General features: G+C 56.9%; 18 protein-coding genes. 9 read left to right on the forward strand and 9 right to left on the reverse strand.

Annotated features, from left to right (window positions below; genetic code table 11):
• Positions 1–54: 54 nt before the first annotated feature.
• A complete protein-coding gene (locus MED193_RS20225) occupies positions 55–2,352 on the reverse strand; it encodes a lipoprotein (RefSeq protein WP_009811642.1) in 2,298 nt (765 codons plus the stop codon).
• Between the two features lie 139 nt (positions 2,353–2,491).
• On the opposite strand from MED193_RS20225, the gene MED193_RS20230 reads away from it, so the two are divergent.
• Positions 2,492–3,148, forward strand: a complete 657-nt coding sequence (locus MED193_RS20230) for a thiamine diphosphokinase (RefSeq protein WP_009811643.1) — start codon at positions 2,492–2,494, stop codon at positions 3,146–3,148.
• Here the strand turns inward: MED193_RS20230 and MED193_RS20235 are convergent.
• From MED193_RS20235 to MED193_RS20245, 3 genes are all read right to left on the reverse strand, one after another.
• Positions 3,141–4,079 (reverse strand): DMT family transporter, encoded by a 939-nt coding sequence (locus tag MED193_RS20235; RefSeq protein WP_009811644.1) that lies wholly within the window; start codon positions 4,077–4,079, stop codon positions 3,141–3,143. The genes MED193_RS20230 and MED193_RS20235 overlap by 8 nt on opposite strands.
• Positions 4,080–4,149: 70 nt before the next feature.
• Positions 4,150–5,523, reverse strand: a complete 1,374-nt coding sequence (locus MED193_RS20240; protein ID WP_009811645.1) for an L-serine ammonia-lyase — start codon at positions 5,521–5,523, stop codon at positions 4,150–4,152.
• Complete coding sequence (locus tag MED193_RS20245) at positions 5,523–6,230, reverse strand: glutathione S-transferase family protein (protein ID WP_009811646.1); 708 nt, start codon at positions 6,228–6,230, stop codon at positions 5,523–5,525. Before MED193_RS20245 ends, MED193_RS20240 begins: the two co-directional genes overlap by 1 nt.
• Before the next feature lie 190 nt (positions 6,231–6,420).
• Here MED193_RS20245 and rpiA point away from each other — a divergent pair, with 190 nt between their 5' ends.
• The 6 genes from rpiA (at position 6,421) to MED193_RS20275 (ending at position 13,558) form a co-directional block, all read left to right on the forward strand.
• Positions 6,421–7,209 carry a ribose-5-phosphate isomerase RpiA gene (rpiA, locus tag MED193_RS20250; RefSeq protein WP_009811647.1) on the forward strand — a complete coding sequence of 263 codons (789 nt, stop codon included), beginning with the start codon at positions 6,421–6,423 and terminating at the stop codon, positions 7,207–7,209.
• A 14-nt stretch (positions 7,210–7,223) separates the two neighbouring features.
• The gene (gor, locus tag MED193_RS20255; RefSeq protein ID WP_009811648.1) at positions 7,224–8,579 is read left to right on the forward strand and encodes a glutathione-disulfide reductase; all 1,356 of its coding nucleotides are present in this window, start codon (positions 7,224–7,226) and stop codon (positions 8,577–8,579) included.
• 70 nt (positions 8,580–8,649) lie between these two features.
• The gene (gene hflK / locus MED193_RS20260; protein WP_009811649.1) at positions 8,650–9,813 is read left to right on the forward strand and encodes an FtsH protease activity modulator HflK; all 1,164 of its coding nucleotides are present in this window, start codon (positions 8,650–8,652) and stop codon (positions 9,811–9,813) included.
• Positions 9,813–10,694, forward strand: a complete 882-nt coding sequence (gene hflC / locus MED193_RS20265; protein WP_009811650.1) for a protease modulator HflC — start codon at positions 9,813–9,815, stop codon at positions 10,692–10,694. The genes hflK and hflC overlap by 1 nt, the downstream gene beginning before the upstream one ends.
• 396 nt (positions 10,695–11,090) lie before the next feature.
• Complete coding sequence (locus MED193_RS20270; protein ID WP_085978321.1) at positions 11,091–12,605, forward strand: Do family serine endopeptidase; 1,515 nt, start codon at positions 11,091–11,093, stop codon at positions 12,603–12,605.
• Positions 12,606–12,991: 386 nt separating this feature from the next.
• Complete coding sequence (locus MED193_RS20275) at positions 12,992–13,558, forward strand: thermonuclease family protein (RefSeq protein WP_198133872.1); 567 nt, start codon at positions 12,992–12,994, stop codon at positions 13,556–13,558.
• Between the two features lie 57 nt (positions 13,559–13,615).
• Here the strand turns inward: MED193_RS20275 and MED193_RS20280 are convergent, their stop codons facing one another.
• Together MED193_RS20280 and MED193_RS20285 are read right to left on the reverse strand one after the other, a co-directional pair.
• The gene (locus tag MED193_RS20280) at positions 13,616–14,284 is read right to left on the reverse strand and encodes a Crp/Fnr family transcriptional regulator (RefSeq protein ID WP_009811653.1); all 669 of its coding nucleotides are present in this window, start codon (positions 14,282–14,284) and stop codon (positions 13,616–13,618) included.
• 235 nt (positions 14,285–14,519) lie between these two features.
• Positions 14,520–15,038, reverse strand: coding sequence for a peptidoglycan-binding domain-containing protein (locus tag MED193_RS20285; protein ID WP_009811654.1), 519 nt, complete (start codon positions 15,036–15,038; stop codon positions 14,520–14,522).
• Positions 15,039–15,342: 304 nt separating this feature from the next.
• Here MED193_RS20285 and MED193_RS20290 point away from each other — a divergent pair, with 304 nt between their 5' ends.
• Both MED193_RS20290 and MED193_RS20295 read left to right on the forward strand, forming a co-directional pair.
• Positions 15,343–15,666, forward strand: a complete 324-nt coding sequence (locus tag MED193_RS20290) for a 2Fe-2S iron-sulfur cluster-binding protein (protein ID WP_009811655.1) — start codon at positions 15,343–15,345, stop codon at positions 15,664–15,666.
• Entirely contained in the window at positions 15,666–16,493 is an 828-nt protein-coding gene (locus tag MED193_RS20295; RefSeq protein ID WP_009811656.1) for a hypothetical protein, read from the forward strand. Before MED193_RS20290 ends, MED193_RS20295 begins: the two co-directional genes overlap by 1 nt.
• Before the next feature lie 204 nt (positions 16,494–16,697).
• Here MED193_RS20295 and MED193_RS20300 read toward each other — a convergent pair whose 3' ends face one another.
• The 3 genes from MED193_RS20300 to purD all read right to left on the reverse strand — a co-directional run bounded on the left by MED193_RS20300 (position 16,698) and on the right by purD (position 19,820).
• The gene (locus MED193_RS20300) at positions 16,698–17,315 is read right to left on the reverse strand and encodes a LuxR C-terminal-related transcriptional regulator (RefSeq protein WP_009811657.1); all 618 of its coding nucleotides are present in this window, start codon (positions 17,313–17,315) and stop codon (positions 16,698–16,700) included.
• Positions 17,316–17,415: 100 nt separating this feature from the next.
• On the reverse strand, positions 17,416–18,297 hold the full coding sequence (locus MED193_RS20305; RefSeq protein ID WP_009811658.1) for a bestrophin family protein: 882 nt from the start codon (positions 18,295–18,297) through the stop codon (positions 17,416–17,418).
• A gap of 257 nt (positions 18,298–18,554) precedes the next feature.
• The gene (gene purD / locus MED193_RS20310) at positions 18,555–19,820 is read right to left on the reverse strand and encodes a phosphoribosylamine--glycine ligase (protein WP_039966476.1); all 1,266 of its coding nucleotides are present in this window, start codon (positions 19,818–19,820) and stop codon (positions 18,555–18,557) included.
• Positions 19,821–19,864: the final 44 nt, after the last annotated feature.

Consider the following 19,864-nt stretch of genomic DNA (forward strand, 5'->3'; position numbering starts at 1 on the left):
GGTCGGGCCTTTTGTTGTAAGACCGGTCGACGTAACCGGATCTTTTTTCAGGGCTTAGCCTGCTGCGCGCTTTTGCGGGCGGAACCCAATGACGTCGGTGGCTGAAAAATGGCCATTGTCAGAGCGCTCAATCTTCCCCTCGCGTAGCAATTGACCAATTGAACGCAGCCCGTTTTCGCGGTTGAAATCGCCATGTCCAACGCTGCGCACCTTGTTCATCAATTGAGGCCGTGAGAAATGATCGCGCCCCTCAACAAAGCTGAGGTAGGAGGCGGCAGCTTCTAGCAGTTCGTGCAGTTCAGCGGCCCCCTGGTCGCGCACAAAATCGGTAAAGCTGCCAAAGGCTTCTGCCTGAGCAGGAGAAGTTTCTTCGACAGGGCTGGAAATCCGGCGCGGGCGTATGGGCGCGGCTGCGGCCTGTGGCTGCGGATCAATACGTTGTTCTGCCACCAGTTTAAGCGGCGCAGGGCGGCTACCAGCGCTGCGCGGGCGCGGCGCCTTTGCAGCGCTAGCAGCATCAGGTCGGCGCGGCCGTACCACATTGGCGAGGTCCTCACGATAGGCTTCCGACTCATCCTTCTGGACGCTGTTATCACCGGCGGAGCGATCCGCTTCGGCTGCCGCAACAGCCGCGCGCAAATGGCTGTAGGTCTCTCGCGAGGTCGCATTGTCGGGATCTTCCAACTTGCTCGCGGCGGCTTCCATAAGGCGGTTGACGTCACTATCTGGCGCGTCCTTGGGTTGTCCGCTTGAAGTCGGCTTTGCGCTGGAGGGGGCGGAGGTTGCAGCCTCATCCACATGCTCTGGCTGTGCGGTTTCTTCTGGCGTGGGCGGCGTGACCTCATCATCCTGATTGCTGGCAAGTAGCTCTGCTTCTACCTCGGCCAGTTCGCGCAACAGATCTGCTTCCTCATCGGCATCCAGAGAGCTTTCCACCTGAGGCACGGTGTCTTGCGCTTCTGCGGCATCATTCTCGGTCACTTCTTCGAGGTTGCCCGAAGTCATTGCCTGTTCAAGCTCAGCACGCTTCACTTTGACAATGCGCGCGCGCAATGGCTTGGCGGCATTGGGGGTGTTTTCCGCCGCAGAACTGTCCACTGGGGTGACGTGGGCCGACTCGGCAAGAGAATCTTCCACCTGTGTTTCAAGCGTAGACTTGGCCTCGGGCTCTGGGGTGCTTTGGGCTGGGGCTTCGACTGTATTGCGGCGGGTCAGGCGAATTCCCCGCTTGGGGCGGGCAGGCGCCTCTTCTACATCTGCCGCTGTGTCACCATCTGGTCCGGACTGTGGCTCGGCCTCTGGCGTGGACGTCGGATCTTGTAGAACCGAAGCAATCAAAGAATCGCTGCTGGGGTCCAACTCAGAGCTTTCGGAGGCTGGGGCGTTCTGTTGTTCCGCCTCCTCTTCGACGGCGAATTCACCAGTGAGGTCAAGACGGTCAAGAACCCGGGAGATTTCATCGCTTTCAACTTCTGTGTCGTGCCCTTCCAGATCGTCGTCTTGAACCTGAGCCAGTTCGGCGCGCGCTGTTTCAACAAAGGACTCGGCATGTTCGTCTTCTGAAAATTCCTCTTTGTCAGCGGTCTGAGAGACCACAGCACGAATGCGTTGCAACTTGGCTGCGATGCTTTCGGTGGCTGGCGCCTCTTGAGGGGAAGCGGCAACTGGTTCTGCGACGATCTCGTCGTCAAAGAACTCCACATCTTCTCCGTCGGACTCGTCTGATGCAGGGGCATCGGAACTTGGAGCTTCGGAAACCGCTGCGGAAATCGCCGCGATGGTTGCCAGATCAACTGTGGCGGCAGGGCCTTGGTTTGCCTCTTGTGCCTGTATCTCCTGCTCCTGTGGTTCTGCAGCAGGTGTCGCCTCAATCGCGGCGGATTCTGCGGCGGCGTCAGGGACCGCGTCCAGCTCTGGTAGATCGTCTTCAAACAGGTCAACTGTGCTGGGGTCTATCTCAGTGGTGTCCTGTGCCAGGGAGCGGGCCTGAGGCTGAACCTTGGCCGGGGAGTTTGCATCCGCTTCGGAGGCTGGAACGGGCTCATTGGTGGGAGCAGAGACGGCAGCAGGGGCTAACTGGGCGGGCGGATCGTTGGGCGCCGCAGTGCGCAGGTGGATGCCATCGCTGCTGGTGCGGGCCTCGACCTGGCGAGATACTTCGCGCTGTGCAATGCGGGCCAGCATTTCGGCATCGGGCTGGGGCGGTTCTGCACCAAAGTAGCGGTCATCCGAGGCCAGATCGCGGAAGTACTCAGCAATGGCCTTCATTGTCCCAAAGGAATCTTCAAATCCCTCAAGGGTGCAGGAGAAGGTTCCATATGAAACCGTCAGAACTTTGTTGTTATGTACCATCGGTTTGCTCGTCCTCGCCAAAGTAATTGCAATTTACAATATGGGCTAGCTCGTCAAATTTTGCTCGAATCCGTGCAATTGATCGTATCATTTTGTGTTTAGATTGTGGCCGGTTTCTAGATCTGCGAATAATCTCGGCATGAACAAGCTGATTGTAGACAAAACAGAGCCAGTTACGTTGGTGGGGGGCGGTGACCTTGGGGAAGGCGACCTGCATTGGGCGCTGTCCTTAACCAAATGTTTAGTGGCTGCTGATGGCGGCGCGGCGCATGCCGTGGCGCAAAACCATCTGCCAAGCGCTGTGATTGGAGATTTTGATTCGATTCCTTCACATATTTTGGCACAGATCCCGCAAGACCGGCAGTTTCGCGTGGCAGAGCAGGAGAGCACGGATTTTGAGAAGGCCCTGCGGGCTATCCGCGCGCCACTCGTCGTTGCGGTCGGGTTTCTTGGGGGACGGGTTGATCACCAATTGGCGGTTCTTAACGCGCTGGTGCAAGACATCGGCCCGCCCTGTATTGTTCTGGGCGCACAGGAGGTGATTTTTCACCTGCCTGAGCAGATTTCGCTCCCGCTGCGCGCGGGGGAAACTGTGTCGCTGTTTCCTTTGCGCGAAGTGCGCGCAGGCTCCACCGGATTGCAATGGCCACTTGAAGGGCTGGTCATGCGACCAGGCGGACAGATTGGTACCTCAAATCGGGCGCTTGGCCCGGTGACACTCAGGGTTGACGGACCTGGTCTATTGGGGATGGTCCCCCGCGATCATCTGCCAGCGCTTATGCGGGCGCTTATGTAGCTGCGGGTTTTGGGGGGATCTGGGGCGCCTCCTTGGCGGCCCTGTGTTCGCGCAGGATCGCATACAGGCCCGCTGCAACGGTCAGTCCAATTCCAAGGCTGGCCAAAGTGTTCGGCAGCTCATTAAAAATTACCCAGCCTACCAGGGTGGCGATGGGAATCTCCAGATACTGCATCGAGGCCAGGGTGGAAGCCGGTGCATACCGCAGGCTCCAGGTCATCAACAGATGTGCGATGGTGCCAAGAGCCCCGGCCATGGCCAGAAGGTTCCAGCTGTCCTGTGCTGGCAGGGCAGGGCTGAGGAAGGTGATCTCTCCGATGCTCCCGATCCAGAACAGCGGCAGCATCAGCACAGATGCTATGAGGCCCGATATTGCCTGTAGAGGGATCGGAGAGGTGTCCTTGGCGATTTTGCGGGTGACCAGCATGAAGACAGCAAAGATCACCGCGACGGCCAGCGGCCACAGCGCATTGAGCCCAACCACGGCAAAGCTGGGCTGGATGACCAAGAGCGTTCCGGTAAAGCCCACAACACAGGCGGCGAGGCGGCGAAAACCCACCTCTTCGCCAAGTACATACTTGCCCAAAAGCAGCATGATAAACGGCATCACAAAAGCGATTGCCACCGCGTCCGCCAAAGGCAGGTAACGCAGAGCGTTGAACATTGCGGTGATCCCGGCCATCTGTAACAGGGTCCGTAGCAACACAGGCGGCAACAAGCGCCGAGGCAGCCGCAGGCTTTGCCCCAAAGCGAGTGAGACCGGCACCAAAATCAGCGCCTGTGCGGCAAAGCGAATAAAGACGATCTGTCCCACAGGCACCCTTTCAGCCAGCAGTTTGGCGATGGCATCGCCAAGCGGGATCAGAATGCAAAATCCAAGCATCAATGCGATGCCAAGCAGAGGGCGATCAAGAGTGGTGTTCTGTGTCATGGCGCCACGCTAGGCGCGTCGCCGAGAAGGTGCAAGCATTGGTTGCGCGCAGGAGAGAATGGCCCCTAGATCAACAGTTTGGAACGTTGACAGCCAGTCCCCCAAGCGAGGTCTCTTTGTATTTTTCGTGCATGTCAGCGCCAGTCTGACGCATGGTTTCGATCACCGCATCCAGAGGTACCAGGTGCTGCCCATCGCCGCGCAGCGCCAGAGAGGCCGCTGAAACCGCCTTGATCGCTCCCAACCCATTGCGCTCGATGCAGGGTACCTGAACGAGGCCCTTAACAGGGTCGCAGGTCATGCCCAGGTGATGTTCCAACGCGATTTCAGCGGCGTTTTCAACCTGTTCTGGAGTGCCTCCCATAACCGCACAAAGGCCCGCTGCGGCCATTGCCGAGGCCGAGCCAACCTCTGCCTGGCAACCGGCTTCCGCGCCGGAAATTGAAGCGTTGAATTTGACCAACCCGCCAATGGCGGCAGCGGTCAGCAGGAAATCTTCTACATGGGAGGGCGCGGCGCCAGGTACGTGATCGAGGTAATAGCGCACGACCGCCGGCAGTACCCCGGCCGCGCCATTTGTGGGCGAGGTTACAACCTGCCCCCCAGCTGCGTTTTCCTCATTTACGGCCATGGCATAAACGCTCATCCAGTCGTTGATGGTATGGGGCGCGACCAGGTTCATGCCACGCTCCGCCATTAGGCTGTCGTAAATGCCCTTGGCCCGGCGGCGGACATTCAGCCCGCCTGGCAGAATGCCGTCACGCACCAAGCCGCGCTCAATGCAGTTGTTCATCACCTCCCAGATTCGGGCAGTTCCCTTGGCGAGGCTCTGCTCGCAACCACGCGAGATTTCGTTGGCGCGTTTCATCTGAGCAATGCTCTTACCGCTCTTCTTGGCCATCTCCAGCATCATAGCAGCTGACGTGAAGGGGTAGGGCACGGGCGCGCCTTCATCGACATCCTTGCCAGCGGCCAGCTCCTCTTCGGTGAGAACAAAGCCGCCCCCGATGGAATAGAAAACCTGCTGCAGGATCACATCGCCCTGGGCGTCTGTGGCCATCAGGATCATGCCATTGGCATGGCCGTCAAGCACGTGATCATAGTCAAACAGCATGTCAGTCTTTGGGTTGAACTGTAGTTCAGGCAGCCCCTCTGGCTGCATCACATGGGTCTTGGCCAGGTCCACCAAAAAGGCCTCTGCCTTTTCGTCATCATAGGTGTCGGGCAAAAAGCCAGCCAAGCCCAGTATCGTCGCGCGATCCGTGGCGTGGCCGACGCCTGTAAAGGCCAATGAGCCGTGCAAAGAGGCGCGCAACCCGTGGAATACAAAGGGTGATGCGCGCATCATATCGAGGAAGCGAGCCGCAGCAACCATCGGACCCATGGTATGAGACGAAGACGGGCCAATGCCCACTTTGAACATGTCAAAAACGGAGAGGAACATCAGGTAGCGGATCCTTCTGGAGGCGTGGCGAGTTGGGGCTGAGTAAATGGATGCGGTCCCAGGCCTTCGGCGGCTTGAGCGGCCACTACGGCGTGGCGAGATTGAAGGCGTTGCAACAGGGCAAACAGGTGGGGGTATTCGCGAAGATCGAACCAGCTGCGGTCATTCTTGGCCGGATAGAGCGCCATCCAGCGCATCATGCAGGCCAGATAGAAGTCCAGAACCGAGGGTTGTGATGCCCCGAGCCAAGCTGGGTTTGTGGCGGTTAGGTCGTTTAGGTGGCCAAGGTGCACTTTTAAGCGCTGTTTGATAACCTTGCTCAGGGCTGACTGATCAGCGTTGTCCAAACCGATGTATTTTTGAGGGTAGAAGCAGATCCTGAGATCCGCATGCAGGGTATTGGAAGCGAAGAACAGCCATTTCAGGAAGGCCGCACGCTCGGGGCTGTCTGGGGAAGGGGCCAGCGCCCCATGCCGGTCCGCGAGCCAGAGCAGTATGGCTGCGGTTTCAAAAATCGCGCCATCCGGTGTTTCCAATACGGGAATCAGGCCATTTGGGTTGATCTCGCGATAAGCTTGGGTGTTTTGTGCCCCGGCTCTTCGGTCGACCAGGGCGGTCTCATATGAAAGGCCAAGCTCTTCCAGCGCCAAGCGGATCACCAGCGAGGCGTTGTCAGGGGCGTAATGGAGGCGATAGGGCTCTGTCATGGCGCACTTTTAACTGGAGGTGAGGACTCATTAGCGCCTGATACCGGCGTTTCCAATAGGAAACACGCCGCGCAACGGTCTGTTTTTGTGGCTGGCACTGGGGGATTGATTGGCTGGCCTTAATTGCTTCTCGCCCTTGGGCGGGGCATTGCTTATAAGGCAAACAAACATCAATCACGGAGCCTATCCCATGACCGGAGAACTGTCCCCCATCGACAAAGCCAAATTTGTCGCTGCCAAGCAGGCATCGGGATTGGTGGAGGATGGTATGCGGGTTGGATTGGGGACGGGCTCAACCGCTGCCTGGCTGGTGCGCTGTCTCGGAGAGATGGTGCGCGAGGAGGGGTTGAAGTTCACTGCTGTTCCTACCTCGACCCGGACCGCAGAACTGGCCCGCGAAGTGGGTATTCCCGTCACCTCGCTCGATGAGGCAAAATGGTTGGATCTGACCATTGACGGGGCCGATGAATTTGATCGCGACCTCAATCTGATCAAGGGCGGTGGCGGTGCTTTGTTACAAGAAAAAATCGTGGCGACGGCTTCTGATCAAATGGTAGTGATCGCTGATGCGGGCAAAGAGGTCGAAAACCTCGGCGCTTTTCCCTTGCCGGTAGAGATCATTCCCTTCGGCTGGCAGACCAGCCAGGCTCTGATCGAAGAAACCCTTGTTTCCATGGACGTATTGGGGCGGTCTGCCACCTTGCGGATGAACGGAGATCGGGCCTTTATGACCGATGAGGGGAACCATATTCTCGACCTGCATCTGAACCGGATTGGCAATGCACGTCAGCTGGCGCTGGTGATTAACCAGATCCCAGGTGTGGTTGAAAACGGCTTGTTCATAGATATCTGTGACACCGTCATCATCGGCTACGGGGATGGCAATGTAGAAGTGCGAGATATCAACGAAGGCACGGTAGAGCGCGAAAAACTGGATTTTGTCGAAAGTGACAATCTGTTTTCCGATCTCTCCGACTAAGAGGCAGAAATAAGATGAGCTTTGACTACGATCTTTTTGTTATTGGCGGCGGCTCTGGTGGCGTCCGTGCGGCCCGTGTGGCGGCAGCAGAAGGCGCCAAAGTGGCTTTGGCCGAAGAGGATCGCTACGGCGGCACCTGCGTCATCCGCGGCTGTGTGCCAAAGAAGCTGATGGTCTTTGCCTCTGAGTATTCAGCCATGGTGGGGGATGCCCAGGCCTATGGCTGGGATATCTCGGGCGGTGTCTTTGACTGGGAGGCCTTCAAGGGCAAACTGCACGCAGAGTTGGACCGGCTGGAGGGGATCTACCGGAACTTGCTGAAAAACAGCGGCGTCACCAGCTATGATTCTCGTGCGACCTTGGTCGACGCGCATACTGTTGCGTTGGCGGACGGAAGTCATAAAACCGCAAAGCACATCTTGATTGCCACGGGCGGCTGGCCCACTGTGCCAGAATTCCCCGGTTCGGAGCTGGCGATCACCTCGAACGAGATGTTCCATCTGGAAAAACTGCCGGAATCGATCCTGATCGTGGGGGGCGGCTATATCGCCTCGGAATTTGCCGGCATCATGAATGGCCTGGGGGTCAAAACAACGCAGTTCTATCGCGGTACGCAGATCCTGCGCGGCTTTGACGAAGAGGCGCGCAATGTGGTGGCCGCAGGCATGATTGAAGCTGGCGTTGATCTGCAGCTTGAAACCAATGTGGTGTCCATGGTCAAGGATGGCGACCAGATTCGTGTTACTGACACCAAGGGCAATGAGACGCTGTTTGATCAGGTCATGTATGCCACTGGCCGTCACCCCAATGCAGATAATCTAGGGCTTGAGGCGCTGGGCGTTGCCCGTGGCAAAAAGGGCGAGATCCTGGTGGATGCCTATAGCCAGACTGGCGTTCCTTCGGTCTTTGCTATTGGCGATGTGACTGATCGTGCCAATCTGACGCCGGTTGCGATCCGCGAAGGCATGGCTTTTGTGGAGACAGTTTTCAAAGGCAACCCCACCAGCCCCGATCACGAGCTGATCCCCACGGCGATCTTTACTCAGCCGGAGATGGGCACTGTGGGTCTATCTGAGGAAGAGGCTGCGGCCCAGGAACCAATCGAGGTCTATTCCGCCAGCTTTAAACCCATGCAGCAGAGTTTTGCAGGCCGCGCCCAGAAAGTGCTGATGAAACTGATCGTCAGCAAGGCCAATCGCAAGGTGTTGGGCTGCCATATCGTGGCGCCGGGAGCTGGTGAAATGATCCAATTGGCCGGGATTGCCGTAAAGATGGGGGCAACTAAAGAAGATTTCGACCGTACGGTTGCAGTTCACCCCACCATGTCGGAAGAACTGGTCACAATGAAACTACCAAGTCGAACGACTTGAATTCACAAGACTAAGACCACAAATGTGAAGATCATGCCGCATAAGGCGGCAGAAATGGGATAGGAGACATATGGCGGGCAATAGCGGTGGCCCCTGGGGGGGCGGAGGCTCTTCTGGCGGCGGAGGCAACCGGGGAAACAACGGTGGTGGTAATAACGGCGGAGGCGGCGGTGGTCGTCGTCCCGAAGACCCCCAGATCCCTGAAATTGATGAGCTGGTCAAAAAAGGCCAGGAGCAGCTGCGTGTCCTGATGGGCGGTCGCGGCGGCAATGGTCAGGGCGGCGGCACTGGTGGCGGCCAGGGCGGTGGCGGCTCGCCCTTGTTCACCAAGGGCACTGTGGCAATAGCTGCGGTTGTTGGCGTTTTGTTTTGGGGCTCGCAAAGCTTTTATTCGGTCAAACCTGAAGAGCAGTCAGTTGAACTGTTCCTGGGGGAATATATGGATACCGGAAATCCGGGTCTGAACTTTGCTCCCTGGCCGCTGGTGACGAAGGAAATCCTACCAGTTACCCGCGAACAGACCGAAGACATCGGTGTGGGTGGTGCTGGCTCTGATGCTGGGCTCATGCTGACGGGTGATGAAAACATCGTAGATATCGATTTCCAGGTGGTCTGGAACATCAACGACCCTGCGAAATACCTGTTCAATCTGCGTGACGCGCGCGCCACCATTCGGGCTGTTTCAGAATCAGCCATGCGTGAAATCATCGCGCAATCTGAACTGGCACCGATCCTGAACCGTGATCGTGGCTCCATTGCCTCGCGCTTGCAGGAGTTGATTCAGTCCACTTTGGATGACTACGACAGTGGTATCGACATCATCCGCGTCAACTTTGATAAGGCGGATCCACCTGCTTCGGTGATTGCGGCTTTCCTTGATGTTCAGGCAGCTGAGCAAGAGCGTGATCAGCGCCAAAACGAAGCTGACGCCTATGCCAACAATGCTTTGGCGCAGGCGCGTGGTCAGGCGGCAGAGTTGCTGGAGCGTGCCGAAGGCTATCGCGCCCAGGTCGTCAATGAAGCCCAGGGTGAGGCCAGTCGCTTTAGTGCGGTTTTGACTGAATACCAAAAGGCACCAGAAGTGACCCGCAAGCGTCTCTATCTGGAAACCATGGAGCAGGTCTTGGGCAATGTGAACAAGGTGATCCTGGATCAATCGACCGGTGAAGGCGGTCAGGGCGTTGTGCCCTATCTGCCGCTGAACGAGCTGCGTCGTTCGGGAGGAAGCAACTGATGAAAAAGACAACTTTCCTCTTGCCGGTACTGGTACTGGCACTCGTTGGTATCCTGTCGTCGGTCTTCATCGTGGATGAACGCGAAAAGGCACTGGTTCTGCAATTCGGCCGGGTTGTCTCGGTCAAGGAAGATCCAGGTCTTGCGTTCAAAATTCCGGTTATTCAGGAAGTCGTGCGCTATGATGACCGAATCCTAAGCCGTGATATTGATCCGCTTGAGATTACCCCCTCTGATGATCGTCGCTTGGTCGTTGATGCCTTTGCACGGTATCGTATCGTGGACGTTAACCGTTTCCGCCAGGCGGTGGGTGCTGGTGGTATCGCCACTGCAGAAAACCGCCTGGATTCGATCCTTCGGGCGCAGACACGAGAGATTCTTGGCTCGGTCAGCTCTAACGACATCCTGTCATCGGATCGGGCCGCTTTGATGTTGCGGATCCGTAACGGGGCAAGCAAGGATGCGGAGTCTCTTGGGATTGCGATCGTTGACGTGCGACTGAAGCGCACCGACCTACCAACAGAGAACCTGGAAGCGACCTTCCAGCGGATGCGGGCAGAACGTGTGCGGGAAGCAACGGATGAACGGGCGCGTGGTAACGAAGCCGCCCAGCGGATCCGTGCCCAGGCAGATCGGACCGTGGTTGAACTGGTTTCGGAAGCCGAGCGTGAAGCGGAAATCATCCGCGGTGAAGCCGACGCGGAACGCAACTCTATCTTTGCGGACGCCTATGGCCGCGACCCGGAGTTCTTTGAATTCTATCGCAGCCTGAATGCCTATGAAGGCGCGCTGAAGGGGAACAACTCCTCGCTGGTGCTGTCTCCGGACTCTGAGTTCTTTAACTATCTGAGATCTTCGCAGGGCACGGCTGCTGGACAGTAGGTCGACTGTTGTGAGGTCTGATGGATCAAAGGAAGGGGCTGACCTAGCGGTTGGCCCCTTCTTCAATTGTCCAACATGGCGCGGTTTGCTTTGTTTTAAGCTCTTGTTATCAAGCGGTTATCCGCCTGAGCCGATTTTATCAGCTGTTCTCCGCCTGAACAGTGCTATTATCCTGGCAGCGAGCCGGGCACTTGGAAGGGCGGAAAATGACCCAAATTTTTCACAACCAATTGATTGGCCCTTACAGGTGTTGTGAAAGGAAATTCTCCCCCTACATTGAAAGCAAGCTACTGTGGGATAAATCCTGTGATTGGCGCAGGTCTGTATCTTGCAGCTCTTGACGGTCAGTTTTGGGGATGAGGGCAGAACAAGAAGATGGCAAAGACAGGAATGGTGATGACAAGGAGTAGCTCCGTGCAGCCTCAGGCAATTGCAGTTTCAAAAGAACAAAACGGGCAGGCCACCATGTGGCGCGTGCTTTGGCTGGGGGTGCTCAGTCTGGTGATGCTTATGGCCCAGATGCTATCGGCGCAGGCCCGTCCGGAAAGTCTGGCACCGCTGGCCGATGAGGTCAGCCCGGCGGTGGTGAATATCACCACGACCACAGTGATCGAGGGCCGCACTGGCCCTCAGGGTATCGTGCCAGAGGGGTCTCCCTTTGAAGATTTCTTCCGTGAATTCCAAGACCGCAACGGTGGAAACAACGGCAATCGCCCGCAGCGCTCTTCAGCGCTTGGATCGGGCTTTGTGATCTCGGAAGATGGCTATATCGTCACCAATAACCATGTGATTGCCGATGCGGATGAGATCGAGATCGAATTCTTCCCTGGCGATGGTCAACCTAAAGAGCTGTTGCCTGCAAAGGTGATCGGCACCGATCCCAATACGGATATCGCCCTGCTGAAGGTTGAGGCGCCTGCACCGCTGAAATTTGTTAGCTTCGGCGACAGTGACACCGCCCGTGTTGGCGATTGGGTTGTGGCCATGGGCAATCCGCTTGGGCAGGGTTTCTCGCTTTCTGCCGGGATTGTTTCTGCCCGAAATCGTGAACTTTCAGGATCCTATGACGACTACATCCAGACGGATGCCGCCATCAACCGGGGCAACTCCGGTGGTCCCTTGTTCAACATGGACGGCGATGTGGTCGGGGTGAATACCGCAATTCTCTCACCCAATGGTGGCTCGATCGGGATCGGCTTTTCCATGGCCTCCAACGTGGTGAGCAAGGTTGTGCTGCAGCTGAAAGAGTTTGGTGAGACCCGTCGTGGCTGGTTGGGGGTTCGCATCCAGGATGTCAGCGATGACGTGGCAGAGGCCATGGGGCTAGACGATGCCAAAGGTGCGCTTGTTACCGATGTGCCTGACGGTCCCTCCAAAGATGCAGGTCTGCAGGCGGGGGATGTGATTCTCAGCTTTGATGGCGAGGAGGTCGAAAACACGCGCAGCCTGGTGCGCACTGTCGGCAATACCGAAGTGGGCAAGACAGTTCGGGTGGTTGTCTACCGCGAGGGCAAAACTGAAACTCTGAAAGTAACCCTTGGCCGCCGTGAAGATGCGGAGCGGGAGGCGACTGGCTCTACCGAGGGTGAGACGGAAGATCCTAAAGTTACCGAGAAAGAATTGCTTGGACTGTCCATCGGTATCCTTACAGATAAGATTCGCGGCGAGCTGAACCTGCCGACGGGGACCGATGGTTTGGTTATTCTTTCTGTCAACGAAGTTTCAGAGGCCTGGGAAAAAGGCCTGCGGGCGGGCGACGTTATCACCGAGGCTGGTCAGCAGAAGGTGGCAACAATTGGCGAGTTGGAGACCCGGATTTCTGAGGCCAAAGAAGCGGGGCGCAAATCTCTCCTACTCTTGGTCCGCCGCAACGGTGAACCCCGGTTTGTTGCCTTGAACTTGGTAAAATAGTCGGTTTCAACATCGAGAACCCAAACAAAGGGCTGGGGTTTTCCCGGCCCTTTTGCTGTCCAAACTTTGGGAAATGCCCCTCTGCGCAAAAAAGGGAAAGAGCCATACGCTGGCGGGCATATGGCTCTTTTATGGAACAGGCAGTCATCGGGATGGAATGATAATGTCTGCCGTGCGACCTATATGACAGCGTTTGACAGCTGGATCTGTGAACCAGTTCACAGGAGAGAAAATGAGTTATTATTTACCGATTTCTTATGTGTTTACGCGGATTATTTGGTTTTGCTGAGAAGAAAACCTCTGGAGTTAACAGATTATTGGCCTGTTTGATTGCAAAGTTGGCGCAGATGTTTCCTTAGATCCAAATCCAGAATGGCCACCCGATGATGAAAAAACCAACCCTTGTCAGTGCTGTCTTTGCGTTTGCGGCCAGCACGGTTTTTGCCGCAGATTTGCCAAAAGGCGATTCCGCCTCGGCAAAGGTGTTTTTGGAGTTGCACAGTATCCAGCGTCTGGCTGGTGTGATGACGCCGCTGCTTACGGTGCCTGGTGGTGCGTTTCGCATTGTTGAGGGGGATTTCCTCGCATTGGGCAATCTGAGAATTCGCCTCATTGGTATTGATGCTCCCGAGATTGCCCAGCAATGCAACGCGGCCGAAGGGGGCTATTGGGAATGTGCCGCAGAAGCCGAGGATCGGGTCCGCGACATGCTGCGCAATGCCGAACGCGTCGAGTGCTTTAGCAATGAGCGCGACAGCTATGGGCACTATCTGGCCTCTTGCAAGGCGGATGGGCAGGACGTGGGAGCGCATTTGGTGGCAGAGGGGCTGGCATGGCCCGACGCGGATCAGGGCTACTACCATCTGGAAGCGATGCAGGCACAGGCTGCCCACCGCGGGATCTGGCAGGCAGAGACGCCTTCGCCTGATGAATGGCGTAAAGATCACAACTAGGGCGGCGGTTTTATGCCTGTAGGCAGAGGATGCCAGATTTTGTGACCATTGCCTGCGTTAAATCGATTCCGGTTCCGCCAGCAGTCCCAGTGCACTGCGGTCCAGGATCTGTAGCCCACCCCGGCTGATTTCGATCAATTGGCTGCGTTTCCAATTTGACAGGGTCTTGGAGACGGCTTCGCGCGTGGCGCCCACATATTCTGCCAGTTCAGCCTGCGAAAGCGCAAGCCGCCCATTTCCACTGTCAGGTGCCAGATAGAGCAGCTTGCGGGCCAGGCGCACGGGCATGGGCAGGAAGACCTGTTCGTTCAGCTGCATATTCATCCAACGCATCCGTTGCCCCGCCAGGCGCAAGAGGTCTCCTGCCAATTCAGGATGCTCTCGGATCTGTGCAAGAATGTCCCGGTTCCGCAGGCGCAGCAAGCGGCTCGGCTCGGCGGCGGTCACGGTGGCGGTGCGCAGTCCCGGATCAAACAGTACGATTTCTCCAAAGACAGCGCCCGGTCGCATCAGGTCGAGCGAGAGCTTGCGACCGGCTGCAGAGAGAATGGAAAATTCCAAGGACCCGGCGATGATCGCATAAAAGGCATCGCCAGTATCGCCCTGCTCGAACAGAATTTCTCCGTTAGACAGGCGCACTTCGCTGGCCTGACTTTCTAGCATTTCGCGCAAAGGCGCCGAGGCGGCGGACAAAAAACCGGTTTTTGGTAGGCGGTCATTTGGCATGATGTCTCTGGTCTCCGTCTTTCCTGTGCCAGATCAGCGCAGGGAGCAGACCCAAAGGAGGATCTGCGTTGTCTAAGAGGTCTTAGCAGAGCTGGGCGGCTTGGGGAACTCTGGGAACAGCCCAGTGCCTGGGCATGATCCGCACTGCAAATCTTTTCCCACCAGATCTGCCTATTATTGCATCCTCACCGGAGGGGGCCTGGACAAACAAGCGGCGCAGATCCGTTGATGAGCATTACTGGGCAATGGCGACCAAGCCCAGCTGTCGTGCAGTGTCGAGTGAAAGGGTGCTACTGTCTAATCCAGCGTCCTTTTGATATCGGCGAATGGCGATCCGAGTGGCCCGGTCTATCTGGCCGCTTGCAGTCCCACGATAGAACCCGCGGGCGGCGAGGGCACGTTGTAACGAGGCGATGAATTCCGGTGTCATTTGTTCTGGACAGGGCGTTTCCAGCCAGGTCTCCTGCCGAGGCTGCACGATATCTTGACGCGTGACAGTACGAAACACCGCTGGCCGCAGGATTTGACCTGCATCATCGCGCACAGCAGGGGTGACGAGAACCTGATCAGTGACGGTTTGAATAACGGCGGGGCTGGTATTTTTATGCCAACAGGTGCCTGGGGGGGCGCCGGGAGGTGCCTGTGGCGCCGGAGGCGCAAGTCCGGTTGCCGGATTTTGCGGCACGCAGGCACCCATGCCTAAGGCCACAATAAGCGACAGGCAGGCAAGAAGAGGGGCGGTTGCTTTGGTCATACCTGCTGGAGCTCAATCTCTCGTTAGCCTGCTTCATAGGCAAGCCTTTGCTGACAGACTAGACCAGTTCCAAAGCAGGCGCAAAGCCCAGATTTCCAGAGGCGTCTTAGCCAGGGTCTTTGCGTGATTTAGGCCTTGCAGGGCATGACGGCGCTAAGGCGTTTACCAGGGGAGGCTCCGGGGTAAATGTGGAACATTTTGGCTCAGGTGCGGCGCGATCGTCGTTCTGTACAATTTTGGCTGGTAGTGGGGCAGGGGCTTGGCTACATATTCAGCTAAGTACCGAGAAGGGGAAGAGCAAAAGATGGCAAAGATTACCTATGTCGAGCACAATGGCACCGAGCATGTTGTGGAAGTAGCCAATGGCCTCACCGTGATGGAAGGTGCCCGTGACAATAATATTCCGGGGATTGAAGCAGATTGTGGTGGCGCCTGTGCCTGTTCCACCTGCCATGTCTATATTCACCCAGACTGGGTTGAGAAACTTCCGGCCAAGGATGATATGGAAGAAGACATGTTGGATTTTGCCTTTGAGCCCGATCCTGCGCGCTCACGCCTTACCTGTCAGGTCAAAGTGACTGATGCGCTGGAAGGTCTAATCGTGCAAATGCCAGAAAAGCAGATCTGATGCGACTGAGGACCCTGGCGCGGCGTCTGATGTCGCGCCTGTGGTTCCGTCCAACGCGCCGCGCGGTGCGACTGGCGAGCCTGTGGCTTGTGTTGGCTGCCGCGAGCGTCAGCGCTGTGTCCGTGCGCGCTCATGAAGACGAGGCGGACGCAAAACACCCTGTCACCTGGACAGAGGAGATCCTGTCAGCTGAATTCGTTTCGCCGACAAGCAAGTACTCCCACGGTGTCTTGGGCGATGCCGTCGAGTGGTCTGGGCTACGATTCCTGTTTCCCGGTAACCATGGGGCATCGGAGGCGCATATTCTTCTGCCAACGGATCATGTCTTTGAAGATCTCAAGCCAAGATTGGTTGATCTCACGCTGGATGGTCGACCAAATGCAATGATGGTGGTTGAGACAGACATGGCTTTGGGCGCTGCGCTGGCATTATATGGGGCCCATGGCAAGATTGCCGAGACACCTCATATTGGTCGCGCCAATCGCTGGCTGGCGCCGGTTGCTGCGGGAGATCTGGATGGTGACGGGCGAGTTGAGCTTGCCTATGTTGATCGGCCACATCTGGCCAAGACCTTGAGAATCTGGCGCTTTGACGCAGGCACACTTACTGAAGTCGCTTCTATGTCAGGGGTTACCAACCACCGTATCGGAGACGACTTCATTACCTCGGGTCTGCGTCGTTGTGCGGAAATCTCAGAATTGATCCTTGTCGATGCGAGCTGGAAAAGGTTGATCGCTGTGCGGCTCACTGGTGAAGAGATTACCAGCCGTGATATTGGTCCCTTCGCTGGCCAGGTCAGTCTCCAGGCCGCGCTGGCCTGCGAGTGATCTAGAGATGCGAAAGCGGCGACCGCACCGTGCTTTTTGCGCAGAGCCATGTCCATGGGGGCGGCACTCTCTGATTGCCAAAACACGCGTGAGCCTCGCTATGCTTTCCCCTTCTTTCCCCTATGATCACACCTCCCCCGCCTCGGGTGAAGAACTCAAGAAACGTCTTGCCACGAGACTTGCCTGCAATGAGGTTGCCGCGCTTTAGGGGGTTTCACTGCGTACCACATGATCACCGCCAATATCACCCAGCGAGGAAAACAGACTAGCGGTATTGTTCACGCCCATCTTTTTAAGCAAACGCGCGCGATGCACCTCGACCGTGCGGTAGCTGAGGTTCAGGGTGCGGGCGATTTCCTTGCTGGTCTGTCCCTCGCCGAGCAGCGAATAAACTTCGCGCTCGCGCCGGGTCAGTGGCAGATACGGGCGCTGTGTCGAGAGATCGGCAAAGCTCCAGACTGCGCGCCCAAGCGGAGTGTCGGGGGTAAAGGTATGGCCGCGCACCCTGACCCAGAACAGCTCTCCATTTTTGCGCCGCATGACGCGTTCATCCCAATAGGGATTGCCCTGGCCTAGGATTTTGTCTCCGCGCGTCCGTAGGTTTTGAAACTCTTCTTCCGACGGGTAGAGAAATGCAAAAAGCTGATCCAGGAGCTCGTTGCGAGTATAGCCAAACATATCGCTAAAGCGTTGATTGCACTCGCGCAGGACCCGGTTCTCTGTGACCACAAGACCAATAGGTGCAAAGTCAAAAGCCAGCCTGGCCAGTTCCCGCGCATCGAAAAGCTGGTCTAGCCTGTCAAGACTGTGCTGTTGTTCCATCGTTCCTCCGAGATCTTGCGCTGACTTTATCTATGGATGAGCTGCATGAAAACAGTTTTGACGCGTTCGATGGTTGTCGAGCAAAAGTGGCGCGGAGGGGTTAGCTCAAGTAATAGCCCTGAGGAGCTAGCGCAGACGGAGGGGGGGTGCCCAAATGAGGGGCTATTGAAATCTCTACGGTGCGGCAGATGGCATCCAGGGGTAGTCCATTGACTGTCTCGCCAAAGGGCTGGGCCAATTCTTCGGTGACCTCTGCCAAACCAAAAAACACATAGGCTATGATCGCAACAAAGATTGGCGTCATCCAGGCTGCGCCCTCCAACAGGGCAAAGGGGACCAGCAGACAATAGAGATATGTGGTGCGAAAGACCAGGAGTGAATAGACATAGGGCAGCGGTGTGGTGGCGATACGCTCACAACCGGCCTGTGACAACGCGATTGAGCTCAACCGTTCTGACAGGGCCTTGCGTGCAAACCCATCTGGTGCGGCCTTGGCAATGGCAAGATTGGCCGCGTTGAGGGCCGCACAGGGCGGATGGGCCTCTGGAGTGAAGTCCACTCCAGACCAGTTTTGTGACGCGTCAGGGACTTTAGTTCTGCGCAAATTAGCCCTGTGCAGGTGCAAAAAGTCTAAGGCCAGGTGCAGCACCTCGCGGCGAGTGGCATCATGGGGCAAAAACATCGCGCAGTCTCGGGCCAGGGCGCGCATATCCGCAACCAATTGTCCCCAAAGCCTGCGCCCCTCCCACCAGCGCTCATAGGCCGCATTGTTTCGAAAGCCGAGAAACAGTGAGAGAGCGATACCAAATACCGCGAAAGGTGCTGCTTCCAGATGGGGCAAGGAGGCAACGAAGATATCAATCCAGACGAGGAGAAATGATAAAAGTGAAACAGTGATGATGCGTGGCAGAATACGCGGCAACACTGATCCCTTGGTGGCAAAGAGTAACTCAAATACACCGGTCTTTTCTCGAATGATCATGTCAGCCCTGCTCGCAAAATTCTGGAAAGAACACTGTATTGTCGCAAGTAGGGTCTCGCTTTGCCAAAGGCAGCGAGATCCCACATTTACGCGTCATAGAAGACTTTGCCCCCTCGCTCTAGGCGCTTACCCCCAGGATGCTTCAGGCCAAATGAATACCCTGGGGCTCCATAGCTTCTTCATTTGGCTAAAAATATCCCCGGGGAAACGCCGGAGGCGTTGGGGGCAAAGCCCCTGACACGCGTTCAGGGGTTAGTTCAATCTAACGCCCGCCAACCGATGTCGTGTCTTAGGAAGCCCTGGGGCCAATCGATCTGCTCTGCCATGGAATAGGCCCGGTCGCGTGCTTCCTTCAGATTGCTGCCCCGTGCTGTGACATTCAGAACGCGTCCGCCAGTTGCAAGGGTTTTACCATCCTTGGTAGCTGTACCCGCGTGAAAAACCATGTTGGAACTGTCTTCCTGCAGAGCGTCGAGGCCCCTGATCACCGTGCCTTTTTCATAAGACCCAGGATAGCCTTTTGCGGCCATGACAACGGTGATGGCGTGGTCATCCCCCCAATTTGCCTGCGCTTCGGCCAAGCGACCTTCGGCAGAGGCCTGCATCAAGTCCAGTGCCTGTGCGCCCAGACGCATCATCAGCACCTGACATTCTGGATCACCAAAGCGGACATTGTATTCCACCAGACGAGGCTGCCCGTCCTTGATCATCAACCCAGCATAGAGCACACCCTGATAGGGCATGCCGCGTTCTACCATCACTTTCATGGTTGGTTTGACGATTTCCTCCATCGCCTTTGCCTCGATTTCTGCAGTCAGCACCGGCGCTGGAGAATAGGCCCCCATACCGCCGGTATTTGGCCCTGTGTCGCCTTCGCCCACGCGCTTGTGGTCCTGCGCCGAACCAATCGATAGGACATCTTCGCCATCGACCAGCACAAACAAGGACGCCTCTTCGCCCTCCATGAATTCCTCGATCACCACTTCGGCGCCGGCACCACCAAAGGCGCCTCCAAACATATCGTCAATCGCCGCCAGGGCTTCTTCTTCGGTCATAGCGATGATCACGCCCTTGCCTGCAGCTAGGCCATCGGCTTTGACCACGGTCGGCGCGCCGTGCTGGCGAATATGGGCCTTGGCCGCCTCGGCGTCGGTGAAGTGGCCATAGCCTGCAGTTGGGGCCTGTGCCGCATCGCAGACCTCCTTGGTAAAGCTCTTGGAGGCTTCAAGACGCGCCGCAGCTTCTGAGGGGCCAAAGACCAGAACGCCTGCTTCGCGCAGCCGGTCCGCCACGCCTGCGGCCAGGGGGGCTTCGGGGCCAATGATAACAAAACCAATGGCGTTTTCTTCGACAAAAATGGTGACCGCAGCCCCGTCCATGATGTCGAGGTCCGCGCATTCAGCGATCTGAGCGATGCCAGCATTGCCTGGGGCTACGATCAACTTGTCACATTTTGGGTTCTGCATCACAGCCCAAGCCAAGGCATGTTCACGCCCGCCGCTGCCGAGGATAAGGATATTCAAGTCGCTCTCCACTTGCTAAGCTTTGTGGGAGGTCTAGTAGTTGA

The organism is Roseobacter sp. MED193 (assembly GCF_000152965.1).
In the GTDB taxonomy this organism is placed as follows: domain Bacteria; phylum Pseudomonadota; class Alphaproteobacteria; order Rhodobacterales; family Rhodobacteraceae; genus Pseudophaeobacter.

What these genes read in the sequence shown, in the direction of transcription:
- MED193_RS20290 (WP_009811655.1), top strand. Translation starts at nt 15,343, where the DNA reads ATGGCAAAGATTACCTATGTCGAGCACAATGGCACCGAGCATGTTGTG.
- MED193_RS20240 (WP_009811645.1), bottom strand. Translation starts at nt 5,523, where the DNA reads ATGTTCCTCTCCGTTTTTGACATGTTCAAAGTGGGCATTGGCCCGTCT.
- MED193_RS20305 (WP_009811658.1), bottom strand. Translation starts at nt 18,297, where the DNA reads ATGATCATTCGAGAAAAGACCGGTGTATTTGAGTTACTCTTTGCCACC.
- MED193_RS20280 (WP_009811653.1), bottom strand. Translation starts at nt 14,284, where the DNA reads ATGCCAAATGACCGCCTACCAAAAACCGGTTTTTTGTCCGCCGCCTCG.
- MED193_RS20285 (WP_009811654.1), bottom strand. Translation starts at nt 15,038, where the DNA reads ATGACCAAAGCAACCGCCCCTCTTCTTGCCTGCCTGTCGCTTATTGTG.
- hflC (WP_009811650.1), top strand. Translation starts at nt 9,813, where the DNA reads ATGAAAAAGACAACTTTCCTCTTGCCGGTACTGGTACTGGCACTCGTT.
- MED193_RS20225 (WP_009811642.1), bottom strand. Translation starts at nt 2,352, where the DNA reads ATGGTACATAACAACAAAGTTCTGACGGTTTCATATGGAACCTTCTCC.
- gor (WP_009811648.1), top strand. Translation starts at nt 7,224, where the DNA reads ATGAGCTTTGACTACGATCTTTTTGTTATTGGCGGCGGCTCTGGTGGC.
- rpiA (WP_009811647.1), top strand. Translation starts at nt 6,421, where the DNA reads ATGACCGGAGAACTGTCCCCCATCGACAAAGCCAAATTTGTCGCTGCC.
- hflK (WP_009811649.1), top strand. Translation starts at nt 8,650, where the DNA reads ATGGCGGGCAATAGCGGTGGCCCCTGGGGGGGCGGAGGCTCTTCTGGC.
- MED193_RS20295 (WP_009811656.1), top strand. Translation starts at nt 15,666, where the DNA reads ATGCGACTGAGGACCCTGGCGCGGCGTCTGATGTCGCGCCTGTGGTTC.
- MED193_RS20245 (WP_009811646.1), bottom strand. Translation starts at nt 6,230, where the DNA reads ATGACAGAGCCCTATCGCCTCCATTACGCCCCTGACAACGCCTCGCTG.
- MED193_RS20230 (WP_009811643.1), top strand. Translation starts at nt 2,492, where the DNA reads ATGAACAAGCTGATTGTAGACAAAACAGAGCCAGTTACGTTGGTGGGG.
- MED193_RS20235 (WP_009811644.1), bottom strand. Translation starts at nt 4,079, where the DNA reads ATGACACAGAACACCACTCTTGATCGCCCTCTGCTTGGCATCGCATTG.
- MED193_RS20270 (WP_085978321.1), top strand. Translation starts at nt 11,091, where the DNA reads ATGACAAGGAGTAGCTCCGTGCAGCCTCAGGCAATTGCAGTTTCAAAA.
- MED193_RS20300 (WP_009811657.1), bottom strand. Translation starts at nt 17,315, where the DNA reads ATGGAACAACAGCACAGTCTTGACAGGCTAGACCAGCTTTTCGATGCG.
- MED193_RS20275 (WP_198133872.1), top strand. Translation starts at nt 12,992, where the DNA reads ATGAAAAAACCAACCCTTGTCAGTGCTGTCTTTGCGTTTGCGGCCAGC.